Annotated in this window: 16 protein-coding genes and 1 tRNA gene; 12 read left to right on the top strand and 5 right to left on the bottom strand. The window is 62.6% G+C overall.

Annotation, left to right across the window (positions count from 1 at the left end; genetic code table 11):
- Window positions 1–18: 18 nt before the first annotated feature.
- Window positions 19–645, top strand: coding sequence for a hypothetical protein (locus ACZ1JC_RS26710; RefSeq protein WP_465137286.1), 627 nt, complete (start codon window positions 19–21; stop codon window positions 643–645).
- A 316-nt stretch (window positions 646–961) separates the two neighbouring features.
- Here ACZ1JC_RS26710 and ACZ1JC_RS26705 read toward each other — a convergent pair whose 3' ends face one another.
- Together ACZ1JC_RS26705 and ACZ1JC_RS26700 are read right to left on the bottom strand one after the other, a co-directional pair.
- The gene (locus ACZ1JC_RS26705) at window positions 962–1,348 is read right to left on the bottom strand and encodes a VOC family protein (protein WP_465137287.1); all 387 of its coding nucleotides are present in this window, start codon (window positions 1,346–1,348) and stop codon (window positions 962–964) included.
- A gap of 58 nt (window positions 1,349–1,406) precedes the next feature.
- Window positions 1,407–1,790 carry a VOC family protein gene (locus tag ACZ1JC_RS26700; protein WP_465137288.1) on the bottom strand — a complete coding sequence of 128 codons (384 nt, stop codon included), beginning with the start codon at window positions 1,788–1,790 and terminating at the stop codon, window positions 1,407–1,409.
- A gap of 270 nt (window positions 1,791–2,060) precedes the next feature.
- On the opposite strand from ACZ1JC_RS26700, the gene ACZ1JC_RS26695 reads away from it, so the two are divergent.
- Window positions 2,061–2,732 carry a glutathione S-transferase family protein gene (locus tag ACZ1JC_RS26695; RefSeq protein WP_395333964.1) on the top strand — a complete coding sequence of 224 codons (672 nt, stop codon included), beginning with the start codon at window positions 2,061–2,063 and terminating at the stop codon, window positions 2,730–2,732.
- Between the two features lie 63 nt (window positions 2,733–2,795).
- Here the strand turns inward: ACZ1JC_RS26695 and ACZ1JC_RS26690 are convergent, their stop codons facing one another.
- Window positions 2,796–3,749, bottom strand: a complete 954-nt coding sequence (locus ACZ1JC_RS26690; protein WP_465137289.1) for a complex I NDUFA9 subunit family protein — start codon at window positions 3,747–3,749, stop codon at window positions 2,796–2,798.
- Between the two features lie 267 nt (window positions 3,750–4,016).
- Here ACZ1JC_RS26690 and ACZ1JC_RS26685 point away from each other — a divergent pair.
- The 3 genes from ACZ1JC_RS26685 to ACZ1JC_RS26675 all read left to right on the top strand — a co-directional run bounded on the left by ACZ1JC_RS26685 (window position 4,017) and on the right by ACZ1JC_RS26675 (window position 5,729).
- Window positions 4,017–4,103: transfer RNA gene (locus ACZ1JC_RS26685), tRNA-Leu, on the top strand.
- Window positions 4,104–4,156: 53 nt separating this feature from the next.
- Window positions 4,157–4,711: a tyrosine-type recombinase/integrase gene (locus ACZ1JC_RS26680; protein WP_465169093.1), complete on the top strand. Its 555-nt coding sequence runs from the start codon at window positions 4,157–4,159 to the stop codon at window positions 4,709–4,711.
- Between the two features lie 82 nt (window positions 4,712–4,793).
- Entirely contained in the window at window positions 4,794–5,729 is a 936-nt protein-coding gene (locus ACZ1JC_RS26675; RefSeq protein WP_465137290.1) for a tyrosine-type recombinase/integrase, read from the top strand.
- 138 nt (window positions 5,730–5,867) lie between these two features.
- Here the strand turns inward: ACZ1JC_RS26675 and ACZ1JC_RS26670 are convergent, their stop codons facing one another.
- Entirely contained in the window at window positions 5,868–7,070 is a 1,203-nt protein-coding gene (locus ACZ1JC_RS26670; RefSeq protein ID WP_465135341.1) for an IS256 family transposase, read from the bottom strand.
- A 680-nt stretch (window positions 7,071–7,750) separates the two neighbouring features.
- Here ACZ1JC_RS26670 and ACZ1JC_RS26665 point away from each other — a divergent pair.
- Both ACZ1JC_RS26665 and ACZ1JC_RS26660 read left to right on the top strand, forming a co-directional pair.
- The gene (locus ACZ1JC_RS26665; protein WP_465137291.1) at window positions 7,751–8,680 is read left to right on the top strand and encodes a DUF1214 domain-containing protein; all 930 of its coding nucleotides are present in this window, start codon (window positions 7,751–7,753) and stop codon (window positions 8,678–8,680) included.
- 27 nt (window positions 8,681–8,707) lie between these two features.
- Window positions 8,708–9,667, top strand: a complete 960-nt coding sequence (locus ACZ1JC_RS26660; protein WP_465137292.1) for a DUF1214 domain-containing protein — start codon at window positions 8,708–8,710, stop codon at window positions 9,665–9,667.
- A 376-nt stretch (window positions 9,668–10,043) separates the two neighbouring features.
- On the opposite strand, the gene ACZ1JC_RS26655 is transcribed toward ACZ1JC_RS26660, so the two are convergent.
- Complete coding sequence (locus tag ACZ1JC_RS26655) at window positions 10,044–10,373, bottom strand: putative quinol monooxygenase (RefSeq protein WP_465148420.1); 330 nt, start codon at window positions 10,371–10,373, stop codon at window positions 10,044–10,046.
- A 286-nt stretch (window positions 10,374–10,659) separates the two neighbouring features.
- Here ACZ1JC_RS26655 and ACZ1JC_RS26650 point away from each other — a divergent pair, with 286 nt between their 5' ends.
- The 5 genes from ACZ1JC_RS26650 to ACZ1JC_RS26630 all read left to right on the top strand — a co-directional run bounded on the left by ACZ1JC_RS26650 (window position 10,660) and on the right by ACZ1JC_RS26630 (window position 14,120).
- Window positions 10,660–11,067: a (R)-mandelonitrile lyase gene (locus ACZ1JC_RS26650; protein WP_465137294.1), complete on the top strand. Its 408-nt coding sequence runs from the start codon at window positions 10,660–10,662 to the stop codon at window positions 11,065–11,067.
- The gene (locus tag ACZ1JC_RS26645) at window positions 11,064–11,534 is read left to right on the top strand and encodes a (R)-mandelonitrile lyase (protein ID WP_465148421.1); all 471 of its coding nucleotides are present in this window, start codon (window positions 11,064–11,066) and stop codon (window positions 11,532–11,534) included. The genes ACZ1JC_RS26650 and ACZ1JC_RS26645 overlap by 4 nt, the downstream gene beginning before the upstream one ends.
- Window positions 11,535–11,543: 9 nt before the next feature.
- A complete protein-coding gene (locus ACZ1JC_RS26640; RefSeq protein WP_465137296.1) occupies window positions 11,544–12,311 on the top strand; it encodes a glucose 1-dehydrogenase in 768 nt (255 codons plus the stop codon).
- Window positions 12,312–12,375: 64 nt separating this feature from the next.
- Window positions 12,376–13,089, top strand: a complete 714-nt coding sequence (locus ACZ1JC_RS26635) for a carboxymuconolactone decarboxylase family protein (protein WP_465137297.1) — start codon at window positions 12,376–12,378, stop codon at window positions 13,087–13,089.
- A gap of 86 nt (window positions 13,090–13,175) precedes the next feature.
- On the top strand, window positions 13,176–14,120 hold the full coding sequence (locus ACZ1JC_RS26630) for a LysR family transcriptional regulator (protein ID WP_465137298.1): 945 nt from the start codon (window positions 13,176–13,178) through the stop codon (window positions 14,118–14,120).
- The last annotated feature ends 158 nt before the right edge of the window (window positions 14,121–14,278 follow it).

Genomic DNA, 14,278 nt, shown 5'->3' with positions numbered 1-14,278 from the left:
TCCCAAAAAGGGGATACCATGACCGCGCGCTTCATCGACTGGATCTGGCACATCAGGGGCAGCCTGACGCTCGCCCCCGGGCAATCGAGCGATGATGCTTTCAAGCGGCTCGATTCGCTGTTCGATGAATATGGCACCAATCACGAACGGACCGACGACAGGCTGACTTTCCGCAAGAAGGATCAGGCCGCGCAGGACAAGATGGCGGTGTTCGATGGCGGCGTGCTGCAGATCGAACAGGGCGCTGGCGGCTCGGTGCTGCATTATCACCTGACCAGCCGGGCGCTGCTGTTTTGCTTTCTGGCACCGCTGCTGTTCCTGGCCTTCGGGCAATTGACAGTGGTGCTGGGCGCGCTGGAAAAGCCGCCGACGGCAGCGGAAAAGGCGGCGGCCGAAAAAGCCGAAAAGGAGAAGGCGCAGGCGCCGATGAACCCGATCGACAAGGCCCTCGGCGCGCCCGAACCCGAAAAGCCCGACGCCAAGAAGGACAAGGAAAAGGACGGCAAGGATGAGGGGAAGGACAAGAGTTCGCCCACGGCCGCCTATGTCTTCGCCGGAATCTTCGCGACGCTTTATGTGATCGGGCGCATCCTTGAGGACAGGCTGGTGCGTAAGCTGTTCCGCAAGAAGCTGGCGGGGGCGTAAGCGCCGGGCGGGCCGGCTCGGGTCCTGCCGGCAGGCCCATTCCTCACATCGTCGCCCCCTCGCAGGCGCGGTCCCCTCCTCTCTCGCCCCTGAGCAAGAGAAGCACCGCCTTCGCGGCGATCACGGGGAGTACGGGCATCGGATTCGGCCGCTATCCAACATCAACCTGATCGGCGATCCGGGGCGCAATTTCTCCGCGATCATGAAGGGCGGCACGCTCTACAAGCGCGAGGACGTGTAAGCGCGCTGTGGTGTGCCTAGGTGCCTTTAGGTGCCGTTCGGGTCACGCTCGCCTGAGGTGACCCGAACCGCCCGCTCAGCCCATCTTGAGCCCGGCGTACATGCCCAGCTTGTTGCCGTCCGGATCGCGCATATAGGCGCCGAAAGCGCCGCGCGCCTGCGGCTTCGCCTCGGGCTGGCCCTCGCACGCGCCGCCATGGGCGATGCCGGCGGCATGCCACGCGCGCACGGTGTCCTCGTCCGGCGCCTCGAAGATGATCGTGCCGCCATTGGCATGGGTGGCCGGCTGCCCGTCGCGGGCAGGGCCCAGCAGGAATTTCAGGCCATCGACATCCCACATCACGATCGGCCATTCGGGCGTCGACTGGCAGGGCGCGATGCCCATCGTCGCGAATGTCGCGTCGTAAAATTCGCGTGCTTTTTCAAGGTCATTGGTGCCAAGGCGCAGGCTCTTCAGGATCATCGTCTCTCTCCCGGAAAGGCCGGCCCGCGTCGCTGCACGGGCCGGTGCTGAAGGCAGATCAGCCCGCGCGGTACATCGCGCAGAGCTTGTTGTTATCGGGGTCGCGCAAGTAGGCGAGATAGAGCGTGCCGAACGGAAATTCGCGCGGCCCCGGCGCATCCTCGCAGCTCGCGCCGCCCGCCGCGCAACCGGCGGCATGCCAGGCGTCTACTGCCTCGGTACTGTCCATCGTGAAGCCCACAGTGCCGCCGTTGGCGAAAGTGGCCGTATTGCCGTCCAGCGGGCTCACCACCATGAAATTCGCGCCGTTGTGGCCATAGGCAAGACGGCCGGCGGCGGGATCCGCCATCAGCGGCGTCGCGCCCATCGTGCCGAATACGGCGTCATAGAAGGTCTTGGCGGAGTGAAGGTCGTTGCTGCCGACGCAGATGTGGCTGAACATTTCAGAGTCCCTTGCGGTGGTCCGGTTTTCGGGTGGCGATGGTTTCGCCGCAGCACGCCTTCGGGTCAATCGACAGCGCGCGCAAGACGGGGAATATCGCGGTGGTGCTCGCATCGCCCCGGTAAGCTACACCCCGGCAGGCTGCACGGCGCATCGCCGGGGCGCGTGATCGGCAAGATGCGCAGTTATCCACGCGTTTCGCCGCGCGAGCGCTGGCCCGGAAGCGCTTCGGGTGGACGCTTGCGGGCGGGTTTGGCATTCAAAATCGCCATGTGGCACATCTTCCAGTTCCCGCTCTGCCCGTTCAGCCGCAAGGTTCGCCTGCTGATGGCCGAAAAGGGCATCGCCTACGAACTCCAGACCGCGCGCCCTTGGGAGGGTGAGGACAGGCTCTTCGCGATGAACCCGGCGGGCCGCACCCCCGTGGTGAAGGAGGCGGAACGCAACATCGTCCTGTCGGACAGCCGGGCAATCTGCGAATATTTCGAGGAAACGGTGGAGCGGAACCCGCAGATCAGCGGCACCGTGCAGCAGCGCGCCGAAATCCGCCGCCTGATCGCGATGTTCGATGAGAATTTCTTCAACGACGTGTCCGGCCCGCTGCTGCACGAACGCATGAAGAAGCGCCTCGTCCTGCGCCAATCGCCCGATGCCAAGATCCTGCGCGAATCGATGAAGCTGGCGCATGATTACCTCGACTACATCGATTACCTGATCGACAACCGGCCCTGGCTGGCGGGTTCGACGATGACCTTGGCCGATCTGGCCGCCGCCGCGCAGATTTCGGTGGCGGACTATCTGGGCGGCCTCGACTGGTCGAGCCACGAACAGGCGCGCGGCTGGTATCTGGTGATGAAGTCGCGCCCCTCGTTCCGCCCGCTGCTCAGCGAGCGCATGGAAGTGATCCAGCCGCCCAGCCACTACGCCGAAGTCGACGCCTGACGCTCGGGATCCCCCGAAGCGCTACAACGGAAAGGGCCACCCTCAAGGGTGGCCCTTTCCGTTTCAGGCACTGGCGGGCTTGGTGCCGAAGCGGCCGTGATTGCGGAACTGGGTCATCCAGCGATCGATGAAGAGTTCCAGCGGGCGCGGCGTCACGCCGATCTCGGCAAGGCCGGGAAGGGTTCCGCTGGCAAGATTGCCCGCTTTCAGCAGCTTGAACTGGTCGGTGGAAATCGGCGTGCCGGGCAGGGCGGCGATCAGGCCGCCTACCGCGTCGGAGAAGGGAACCAGCGCGCGATGGCGACCTTGCGCGGCCATGATGCGCTTGTTGAAATCGAGCATCGTGTAGATTTCGGGGCCCGCCAGTTCGAACGTCTTGCCGCCATGCACTTCGGGTACGCTCAGCGCGATGGCGATCGCTTCGGCCACGTCGTCCACGAAGACCGGCTGCAGCTTCGCCTCAGGCGCGAAGACCGGCATTAGCGGCGCACGGGCGATCAGGTCGCCGAACATCATCACGAAGTTATCATCCGGGCCGAACATGATGGAGGGACGCACGATCGTGGCGGTGGGAAACTCGGCCAGCACGGCCTGCTCGCCTTCCGCCTTGGTGCGGGCATAGGCGACGTCCGATCCCGCATCGGCGCCGATGGCGGAGACGTGGACCATGGCCTGCGCTCCGGCCGCCCGGGCGGCAGCGGCGATGCGGCCGGCGCCGGAACCCTGTACGGCATCCAGATTGCCGTCGAAGGCGCCGACAAGGTTCACCACCGCGTCGGATCCTTCCAACACACGCGCCAGTGAGTCGAGCTTGGTCACGTCCGCGCGGGCGAACTGGATCTGGCCAAGGTTGCTCAACGGCTTGATCGACCATGCCTTGTCCGGATTGCGGCTGGCCACGCGTACGCGCGCGCCACGCTCGAACAGTTCCTGCACGACATGCCTGCCGAGAAATCCACTACCGCCCAGCAGGGTGACGATCTTGCCGGAAAGGGAATCGGGGTTGCCTGGGCTCATGGTCTGATCGGCTCCTTCAGCATGGTGTCGGCGCGGCGAAGGGGGAAAACGCCGCCAGCGCCGCCTTCGCGCATGGGCGATAGGATTGGCACAAGGCAGGTCCGCGGGCAACCGAGGGGAGGGGCGGATCGGCGTGAAGACGAATTTTCGCCCATTTTCGAAAGAATTGAAAAAACTTGGCTGAGGGGCGTTGACACGAATCAAGGAGCCCCTTAGAGGCGCCCTCCTACCCGGCGAGGACGGCAACAACGGCCCCCTCGCTTCCGTGCCCAGATGGCGGAATTGGTAGACGCACCAGCTTCAGGTGCTGGCGCTCGCAAGGGCGTGGAGGTTCGAGTCCTCTTCTGGGCACCAAGCTCTCATCCGCGGACGTCCACCGGCGTCCGCGGAGAGGCTGAAAAACCTCAATTTTTCCGCTATATATCGTCCGCTCACATTCGGGTGGATCCGGCGCCAATCGGGAACAAACTTGGTATCCCGCGAGGTATCGAAATCCGTCCTGCAGCAAGGACGCTTTCCCTATAGCCTCGCTCTTCGCCACCGCAGTCGCCAGCGCAAAATCTCGCGACAAGGATTACAAACTGTCTGATGGTGGCGGGCTCTATTTGCTCGTCCGGCCCAACGGCTCGAAGCTCTGGCGCCTCAATTACACCTACCTCGGCAAACAGCGCACGTTGGCCTTCGGTCCCTGGCCGGAGATCGGACTCGCTGACGCGCGTGTGCGGCGTGAGGAGGCAAAGCGGCTCCTGGCCAATGGCGTCGACACTTCTCATCAGAAGAAGGTCGATGCGGCCCGGGCGCGAGTGGGGGAGAGTGAGACGTTCAAGGCGGTGGCCGTGGAGTGGATCGCGAAGAACGAGCACGAGGGCATGGCCGAAATTACGGTCAGTAAGCTCAAGTGGTTGCTCGACAAGGCCGACCCCAAGGTCGGCAATCGCCCCGTCGCGAAAATCACGACGTAAGAGGTTCTGAGCGTTCTGCGGTCAATTGAGGCAACCGGACGCTATGAGAGCGCCCGGCGCATGCGCAAGCGTGCTCAGTCGGGTGTTTCGCTACGCCATTGCAACCACGCGCGCCGAGCGCGATCCTGCGAGCGATCTGAGAGGCGCGCTGACGGTGCCCAAAACCAAACATCTGGCTGCGATCACCACGCCCGATCGTGCGGGCGACCCCATGCGTGCGACCGAAGCTTTCGCGGGTCATGGTGTGACACATTATGCGCTCAGGCTATCAGCGCACCTCTTTGTACGCCCTGGCGAGCTTGGTCAGGCGGAATGGGCGGAATTCGATTTCGAGCGGGCAATCTGGAATCTACCTGCCCACAAAATGAAGATGCGCCGCCCACACAGGGTTCCGCTATCCTTTCAGGTCATGGGCCTGTTCGAGGAGCTATGGGAGCTCACGGGTCATGCCCCCTATTGCTTTTCATCCAATCGCGGCTGGCGGCGGCCAATGTCCGAGAACACGGTGAACGCGGCGCTGCGCACTCTAGGGTTTGCGCAGGAAGAAATGTCGGCGCCCGGTTTCCGGGCGATGGCAGCAACGCTGCTCAATGAGACCGGACGCTTCAATCCGGATGCCATTGAGCGCCAATTGGCTCACATGGAGAACAATGGCGTGCGTCGGGCTTACACCCGGGGCAAGTATTGGAATGAGCGAGTTTCGATGATGCAGTTCTGGTCCGATGAGCTTGAGCTGCTGCGGGACGGCGCGCGCGACCCAGCAACGCTGCGCCGTTTTGTCTTCAAGCTGGAACTGCGTCCGCTGGGCCCGGGAGAAGCGGCGAAGGCGTTCGAAAGCTGGTTTTCGCACAAGGCGCCTGCGTCGCTGGCGGCGCTTGGTACGTTGACCCCGGGGGACTTCGCCTTCGTTGCCCGCCAGTTGCGCCATGCCCCTGCGGTCAGCGCCGAGGATATCGTCGAACGTCTTGCCGCCGAATGCGCGATCAAGCCTCAAGGCGGGAGGAGGATAGGGTTTTGAGCAGAATTCTTGCTCGACGGTTTACCAGAGACGAGCTCGCGTCGGTCCTTGTTAAACGAGGTGGACGCTAGACTGTGTCCCGGGGCGTGGTGTAGCTGAAGCCGAGGCGCCGCGCATTTCGGCATCCGTCTGGGCCGTTCATGCTCCTGGGACTGCTGAGAGCATGGTGATTGGATTGTCGCTGACCGGCGCCATGGTTTCAAGGGTCATATAGCGGGCACGCTGGACGGCCCATTCGTCTGACTGTTCCATGAGGATAGCGCCGATGAGTCGGGTGATGGCAGCCTCATTGGGGAAGATGCCGACGACATCCGTGCGGCGTTTGATTTCGCCGTTGAGGCGCTCGATGGGGTTTGTGCTGTGTAATTTGGCGCGATGCTCGCGCGGGAAGGTCATGTAGGCCAGCACATCGGGTTCGGCTTCATCCATCAGGTTTGCCAGTTTGGGCAGTTTGGGTCGCACCTGATCGGCCACGGCACGCCATTGCTGGCTGGCGGCCTCGGGTGTTTCCTGAGCGAAGGCGGTGGCGATGAAGGCGGAGACAACCCTGCGGCCGCTTTTACCGGCATGAGCCAGCGCATTGCGCATGAAGTGAACCCGGCAGCGCTGCCACGTGGCACAGAGCAGTTTGGAGACGGCTGCCTTGATGCCTTCGTGCGCGTCGGAGATGACCAGCTTGACGCCGCGCAGTCCTCGGCGCGTCAACTTGCGCAGGAAGGCGGTCCAGAAAGGCTCGGCTTCCGAGGCGCCGATGTCCATGCCCAGCACTTCGCGGCGACCGTCGCTGTTCACGCCTACCGCGACGATCACCGCCACCGAGACGATCCGCCCATTCTGCCGAACCTTCACGTAGGTTGCGTCGATCCAAAGGTACGGCCAATCCCCTTCGATCGGGCGGTCCAGGAAGGTATGCACGCGCTCGTCGAGCTCCTCACATAGGCGGCTCACTTGGCTCTTGGAGATGCCGTCCATGCCAAGCGCTTTGACCAGATCGTCCACTGAGCGGGTGGAAATGCCCTGGATGTAGGCCTCCTGGATCACCGCAGTCAGCGCCCGCTCCGCCATCCGACGTGGTTCGAGGAAAACGGGAAAGTAGCTGCCTTTGCGCAACTTTGGGATCCGCAGCTCGACAGTGCCGGCCCGCGTCTGCCAGTCGCGCTCGCGGTGCCCGTTGCGCTGAACAAGCCGGTCGGGAGACTTCTCGCCGTAGCCAGCGCCAGTCAGGTTGCCGACTTCCATCTCCATCAGCCGCTCGGCGGCAAACGAGATCATCTCGCGTAGAATATCCGCGTCCGGGGTCTTCTCTACCAGCGAACGCAGGTGCATCATCGGATCGGTCATCGTGATTCCTTCCGTCAGGTTCGAGTTTCGCAACCCAAACCTATCCGAAAATCACGGTGACCACCTCAACCCTCAGCTACACCACCTCCCGGGACACGATCGGACGCTATGCGAATAGAGCTTCGCTTGGTGCAGGTAGACCGTGCAGTCAGAGAGCAGCGGAGAAAGGCATAGGCCCCCTCCACTGCAGCTCCAGGACCATACAGATCTTCCAGGCGTGGCTTCGGCGATCGAAAGCTTCAATCGTGCAACTCACCCGAAGCTACCGGACCGGCGAGGAAATGGTCTTGGAATAGCGACAAGCAGCCCCTTCCTCCCTCGACCCATCTTTGTCGTTCATGGGCAAAATTTCGATCCCCAGGTCCGGACCTTCAGCTATTCAAACCTCGCACCCTCTAATGACGGCAAGGCACTGATCGCCTTCGAAACAAAGACACTCCAGCCGTCCGTAGACTGGCAGATTCGCGGGGGCAGATTCCCTGCTTGCTACTCCTACTATCGACCGTTCAATTCCTACCGGGACGATCCTCCGCATCCAAGACCAGCTAAGTCCTTTCCCCCCAAACGTCTGCGGGTTCGCCCCGATTGGCGGGAACCAAGAGGGCGGGCGACTGTATTGCCCGGGCTGTCGGCGGATTCGCGATGGAGCAGGTATGACAGGATCTACGGCAACCGTTCCGGTGACGGTGGACAATTTCAGGCGCGCCGAAACGGAGCTTTACCTCAAACAGCTGTCTGCGCAGGGAGCGTACGGTCAATTCAAACATGACCGCGACGCGCCAGCCGTGGACAATCAGGCCGTCATCCGCCTGAACCGCGACACGCTCTACAGCTATGCGGTGCTGGACCTGACTTCGCCCGCGACCATTGTGAAGGCCGATACCGGCACACGCTTTCAGTCGCTGATGGTGATCAACCAGGATCATTATATCAAGCTGGTCGTCTACAAGCCGGGCACCTACCAGCTCACCCACGATATGGTGGGCACGCGCTATGCGGTAGTAGCCTGCCGCACCTTCCTGAACCCGGCCGATCCGCAGGATGTACAGGCCGCGCACGCCGCCCAAGACGGAATCGTTTTGAGCCAGGCCGACGCGGGGACGCTTGAACTGGTGGATTTCGACCAGGCCCAGCGCGCCAGACTGCATGACCTGCTGAACGAACTGGCCGCGTTCGAGCCGGATCCGAAGGGGCGCTTTGGCGACGAGAAGGCTGTCGATCCGGTGCATCACCTGATCTACACCTCGGCCGGCTGGGGCGGGAACGCGGCCGAGGACGCAATGTATATCTCGGGCAGCGTGACGGCGAACGACGGCACGACCCCCTATGTGATGACGCTGGCCAACGTTCCGGTGGACGGCTTCTGGAGCCTGATCGTCTACAACAAGGACGGATTTTTCGAGGCCCCAGTGGACGCTGTTTCCTTCAACAGCGTCACCGCGACACCGAATGCGGACGGCACGGTGACGCTGCATTTCGGCGGCAATCCCAAGGCGCCCAATTACCTCCGTATCATGCCCGGCTGGAATTACATGCTGCGGCTATATCAGCCGCAACAGTCGGTACTGGACGGCAGCTGGAGCGCACCGATTCCGACGCTGGCAGAATAGGGGGAAGGCATGACTGCGAACACGACGATGGCCGCCGCGCCGCTGGTACCGGTCAATCTCGACAATTTCATCCGGGTCGAAACACATCATTATATGAAGCAAGCGGTGGACAAGGGCTGCTTCGCCAAACTCTTGCATGCGCGTGGCCCAACGCCGGTGGACCAGCAGATCATCATCCGCCTTAACCTCGACACGCCCTACAGCGAAGGCGTGTTCGACTTGACCTCGCCGCTGACGATCACGATGCCGGACCCAAAGGGCCGCTTCCAGTCGCTATTGGTGATCAGCGAAGACCATTATATCCAGCATGTTAGCTATGGCGCCGGCACCTACAGCTTCACGGCTGACAGCGTCGGAAGCCGCTTTGCCTATGTCTTCATACGGACCTTCATGGACTCGCTCAGTCCCGACGATCTGGCGGCCGGTGCCGCCCTGCAGGATCAGATCCAAGTGGAGCAGGCGTCGGTGGGTTCATTTGAAGTGCCCGCCTGGGATCCGCAGAATCTCGCCAATGTGCGCGCGGCGCTTCTGGCCGGGGCTGTATACATGCCGGATGCAAAGCGGGCCTTCGGACGGCCGGACCAGGTGGACCCGGTGCGACGGCTGTTCGGAACGGCGGGCGGCTGGGGCGGCAATAACGAGCATGACGCTTTCTATTTCCCGTTCCAGCCCGCCGATAATGACGGCAACACGCCCTATGTGCTGACGGTCGGGGCTGTGCCGGTGGACGCCTTCTGGTCGATCACCGTCTATAATCAGAAGGGCTATTATGAGGCGCCCGAAAACGCGATCTCGGTGAACAACGTTACCGCCAGCCCGAACGAGGATGGCACGGTAACGGTCCATTTCGGCGGCGATCCCCAAGCACCCAACTACCTGCGGATCATGCCCGGCTGGAATTATCTGGTGCGATTATACCGTCCGCAGCAAGTGATCGTGGACGGCGACTGGCATTTTCCCACGGCCTCTCCAGCGGCAAAGTTATGAGTGGCGTGACCAACTCAGGGACAGGGTGCTGCCCACCGCTAATTGCAACTCTTAAGGCTGAACTTGAGTTTCGAGCGAGCAAGGCGGGATGATTTTCTGCTGTCCTGCGTCGACCCCTATCGGACTCTCAGACGCAGATTTTCCGCTCTCAGGTGCGGACCGACAGCTTCCTTATTTTGGATGCCTTGGACGGGCGGGAAGCTGACCACGATTCAGGCGACTGCAAGCGTAGACCTAAACTCGAAGCGATACCGGTAGCTTCCAAGTCCGTCGCACGAGCTTAGCTGGTGGTAGCAGCGAACACATCGAAGGGCGCAATGAATTCGTTTTCCCATTCCCAGTGCTTGACAGTGCCAATGCTGAAGCGAGCAAGCCCTCAATCTGCAGGAAGGCTTTTGCTTTCGAGCGAGATCGGATCCGTATCAGTCAGCGTCAATGATCGCAACATGTTCGCTGTCGCCATCTTGTACTTCAGGAAATGGGCGCTGCGAATATGCGCGTCGTAGGCGGCCTGGTCGGCATAGACTTCGGTCAGGCGAATCTGGTTAGGCTGCCCCCGAACGGCGACGGCGTAGAGCATCAGCACGCCGGGTTCGCTGCGCATGGAAACTTCGATCTCCTCCCGCAAATGCACCTTATAAGCCTCGATGCTTTCGGGTGCGATTTCGAGTTCGGCAAGTCGGACCATCGGCACGGTTTCGGCCATTGCGGACATACTCCAAACCAGAAACGAAAACCCGGCCACAGCCTTCCAGCAGATATGCTTCATGAAGTGATCCTCAACGCTGCGGCAGGGCGGGACGCGGGACTGTCCCGCATTTCAGGCAATATCTGCATTGTACGCGAGGTAGACGATCTCGCACGTTGAATTCCGCGCAAGAGTTCGTGGCGATCTTCTCATGACGTGGAAGGCGCGCGGAGGTGCATCCTGAGACGCATTCGATGGACCGCCGAACAGTACGGCCTGTCGTTCAATCCGAAGGACATTCTCCATGCATCTCAAACGTGCAGGATCGCAGCCATCTCTCGCCGGTCCGGCTGGGTGGTTCACCGGAACGGTGCGGATCGATCCGCTCAACACCGCCACGGAACCGGCGCGCCACAGCTGCGCTGCCGTTACTTTCGAGCCCGGCGCGCGTAGCAACTGGCACACACATCCTCTCGGCCAGACCCTGATCGTCACCAGCGGTTGCGGCTGGACCCAGTGCGAAGGCGAGGAGATCGTCGAAATCCGCGCCGGAGACGTCATCTGGTGCCCGCCCGGCCACAAGCACTGGCACGGCGCCAGCCCGACCACGGCAATGACCCACATCGCCATTCAGGAGGCGTTGGACGGCAAGAACGTGGATTGGCTCGAACCGGTGACGGATGAGCAGTATCTGGCTGGTCCGCAGGCATGAGGGTGGCTACGCTCATAGCCATTGCTTCTCTCGCGGCAGGCGCCGCAGGGCATGCGCAAGTTGTCCATCAGCACGAAATACCGGTGGTAAAAGGATCGCCGGATAGCTTCACCGGTGATGTCTCGGTAGGAATTCTGGCCAAACCGCAGCCGCCGGCACAGGCGTCGGTCGGATCGGTGACATTTGCTCCGGGTGCGCGGTCGCATTGGCACACGCACTCGGCCGGGCAGACCCTGATCGTGACCGATGGATGCGGCTGGACTCAGGAAGCAGGTGCTCCCGTGCGTCGTATCTGCAAGGGCGACACTGTCACCGTCGCACCCGGTGTGCGGCACTGGCATGGAGCCACGGCCAACGGCGCCATGACCCACCTTGCGATTACCGAAACGGTCGATGGCCGCAATGTCGACTGGAAAGAACCGGTGAGCGCCGCCGAATATCAGGCCGCCGCGCTTACCGCACGATAGGAACAGGCAATGAATCCGACGTATGATTTCAACGGCCAGGTCGCGCTCGTGACCGGGGCGGCCAAGGGCATGGGCCTGGCCACCGCCCGCATGTTCGCGCAGAGTGGCGCCTCCGTATTGCTCGCTGATCTGGAAGGCGATCGCGCCGAGCAGGAGGCCGCGCGCATCGTCCGCGAAGGTGGCCGTGCCATTGCGTTCGCCTGCGATGTCGCGGACGAAACGCAAGTCTCGGCCATGGTGGACAAGGCGGTGGCCGAGTTCGGCCGCCTCGACATGGCATTCAACAATGCCGGCATTCAGGTGCCGCCCTCCGATGCGGCGGACGAGCCGGGCGACCAGTTCGACCGCGTGACCGCCGTCAACCAGCGCGGGGTCTGGGCCTGCATGAAGCACGAATTGCGGGTGATGCGCGCGCAAGGTTCGGGTGCCATCGTCAACTGTTCCTCGCTTGGCGGGCTCGTCGGCCTGCCGCAGCGCGCGGCCTATCACGGCACCAAACACGCAGTGCTCGGCATGACCAAGAGCGCGGCCATGGAATATGCGCCGCGCGGCATCCGCATCAACGCGGTCTGCCCCGGAACCATCGATACGCCGATGGTCGCCGACATGCTCGAAGGCCAGCGCGAAGCCATGGCCGAGATCATGCGCGAACAGGTGATCGGCCGCCTTGGGCACGCCGACGAGGTAGCCGCCGCAGTGCTGTGGCTGTGCAGCCCCGGCGCCAGCTTCGTGATCGGCGTGGGACTTCCCGTTGATGGCGGCTTCACCGCGCATTGACATATATCCAAGGCAGGAGCCGACCATGAAAGCTCTGCTTCCCCTACTGGCAGGATTGACGACTATGACCGCAGGTGACCTTGAAGCGAAGATAACCGCGCCTTCAGGCAGCGTATCGCCGGCGCTGGCGGCGCACACCGAACAGCGCATCGACGGCGATCTCTGGAAGCGGACAGGGCTCTCCCCACGAGATCGTGCCCTCGTGGCAATCGCCGCACTGATCGCGCGCGACGAGAGTGCCGGAGTGGGTGCCTACGCTGAGAAGGCCCTCGAATACGGTGTGAAGCCCGCCGAACTGTCGGAAGCCGTGCTGCACCTTGCCTATTATACCGGCTGGGGCAATGCGATGAACGCTGTTGCACCCATAGCTGCCGTGTTCGAAAGACGCGGCATCGGCGCCGATCAGTTGCCGGACGTTTCCCCCCGACTGCTTCCGCTCGACGAAGCGGCGGAGGCGGCGCGCAGTACCCATGTCAGCGCACAGTTCGCCGCCGTCACGCCGGGGCTGGTCGACTACACCACCAACTATCTCTTCCGCGATCTCTGGCTGCGCCCCGATCTCGCCCCGCGCGACCGCAGCATGGTCACGGTGGCCGCACTGATGACGATGGGACAAGCGGAACAGATTCCCTTCCACCTGAACAAGGCGATGGACAATGGCCTGACCGCGACCGAGGCTGGAGAAATAGTCACGACGATTGCCTTCTACGCCGGTTGGCCCAAGGCGTTCTCGGCGGCACCGGTCGTCGCCAAAGTGCTGGAGCAGCGCGGAGGCTGACGCTTGGCCTGCAGGATGGCAGTCTGCCTGACTCCGGCTTAAGATGAGCGAAACTCAACGCGCCAACTGCTGGACCCGACCTCACGATGGACAACGAACCCCGGACCCCGCCCGGCCGCAAATCGCGATTTCGGCGTTCGGATATCGCGAGCCTCGGATACTTCCTCGCCATCGCGCGGCATCGCAATTTCCGGCTGGCGGGGCTGGAAATCGGGGTTAGCACCTCGGCGATCAGCCATTCGCTGCGCGGTCTGGAGGAAAGCATCGGCGTCCGCCTGTTCAACCGGACCAATCGCAGCGTGACGCTGACTGCGGCAGGCGAGGAACTGCTTGGCGAGATTGCCGAACCGTTCGACCGGATCGACAATGCCATCGATGTCCTGAACCGCTTCCGGGGATCGCCGGCCGGGCGCATCAGGTTGAATGTGCTCGACATCGCCGCGACATATCTGATCGCGCCGATCATGCCTGCCTTTCTCGACCGCTATCCCGATGTCGAGATCGACCTGCGCGTATCGAACAGCATCGACGATATAGTTGGCGGCGGTTTCGATGCAGGAATCCGTTATGGCGGCACGGTGCCCGAAGACATGATCGCGCAGCGTCTCTCAGCGCCCATCCGCTGGGTAGCTGTTGGCGCACCGGCCTATTTCGAGCGCTTCGGCATACCCCGTCATCCCGACGATCTGCTTGCGCATCGCTGCGTGCAGATACGTCTGGGAGACGACCGGATCTATCGCTGGGAGTTCGATCGCGGATCGGAATTGGTTGCCCTTGCCGTGCCCGGCGCGATCACGATTGACTCCAGCGACACCGCCCGCGCACTGGCACTCAATGGCGCGGCGATCATGTACGCTCCCGAACCCGCCATTGCCCGCGAGGTGGCGCGCGGCGAGCTGCAGATCGTGCTGGAGGACTGGGCCTCTCCCGGTCCGGCCATGCACATCTACTATCCCGGTCGCCGCCAGGTGCCAGTAGGCCTGCGCCTGCTGATCGATCTTGTCCGCGAACTGCGCCCATTGGGCTACTAACGTGAATGGTCTTGAATGCACCTCAACGCGGGATCGCGATCCTCGCGGCTGATCTGTTTCGGTCGTGTGGGCGCCAGTGACCGTTCGTGCATGGCAAGTTTCAGCAAGATTAATGGGACTCGAAAGGGGCTGCAATGGGCGGCAGCGTGGCTGCCTTC

The organism is Sphingomonas sp. BL-S-28, from assembly GCF_055521515.1.
This window is presented reverse-complemented; position numbering and strand designations above follow the sequence as displayed.

What these genes read in the sequence shown, in the direction of transcription:
- ACZ1JC_RS26710 (WP_465137286.1), top strand. Translation starts at nt 19, where the DNA reads ATGACCGCGCGCTTCATCGACTGGATCTGGCACATCAGGGGCAGCCTG.
- ACZ1JC_RS26705 (WP_465137287.1), bottom strand. Translation starts at nt 1,348, where the DNA reads ATGATCCTGAAGAGCCTGCGCCTTGGCACCAATGACCTTGAAAAAGCA.
- ACZ1JC_RS26700 (WP_465137288.1), bottom strand. Translation starts at nt 1,790, where the DNA reads ATGTTCAGCCACATCTGCGTCGGCAGCAACGACCTTCACTCCGCCAAG.
- ACZ1JC_RS26695 (WP_395333964.1), top strand. Translation starts at nt 2,061, where the DNA reads ATGTGGCACATCTTCCAGTTCCCGCTCTGCCCGTTCAGCCGCAAGGTT.
- ACZ1JC_RS26690 (WP_465137289.1), bottom strand. Translation starts at nt 3,749, where the DNA reads ATGAGCCCAGGCAACCCCGATTCCCTTTCCGGCAAGATCGTCACCCTG.
- ACZ1JC_RS26670 (WP_465135341.1), bottom strand. Translation starts at nt 7,070, where the DNA reads ATGACCGATCCGATGATGCACCTGCGTTCGCTGGTAGAGAAGACCCCG.
- ACZ1JC_RS26660 (WP_465137292.1), top strand. Translation starts at nt 8,708, where the DNA reads ATGGCCGCCGCGCCGCTGGTACCGGTCAATCTCGACAATTTCATCCGG.
- ACZ1JC_RS26655 (WP_465148420.1), bottom strand. Translation starts at nt 10,373, where the DNA reads ATGGCCGAAACCGTGCCGATGGTCCGACTTGCCGAACTCGAAATCGCA.
- ACZ1JC_RS26650 (WP_465137294.1), top strand. Translation starts at nt 10,660, where the DNA reads ATGCATCTCAAACGTGCAGGATCGCAGCCATCTCTCGCCGGTCCGGCT.
- ACZ1JC_RS26645 (WP_465148421.1), top strand. Translation starts at nt 11,064, where the DNA reads ATGAGGGTGGCTACGCTCATAGCCATTGCTTCTCTCGCGGCAGGCGCC.
- ACZ1JC_RS26640 (WP_465137296.1), top strand. Translation starts at nt 11,544, where the DNA reads ATGAATCCGACGTATGATTTCAACGGCCAGGTCGCGCTCGTGACCGGG.
- ACZ1JC_RS26635 (WP_465137297.1), top strand. Translation starts at nt 12,376, where the DNA reads ATGACCGCAGGTGACCTTGAAGCGAAGATAACCGCGCCTTCAGGCAGC.
- ACZ1JC_RS26630 (WP_465137298.1), top strand. Translation starts at nt 13,176, where the DNA reads ATGGACAACGAACCCCGGACCCCGCCCGGCCGCAAATCGCGATTTCGG.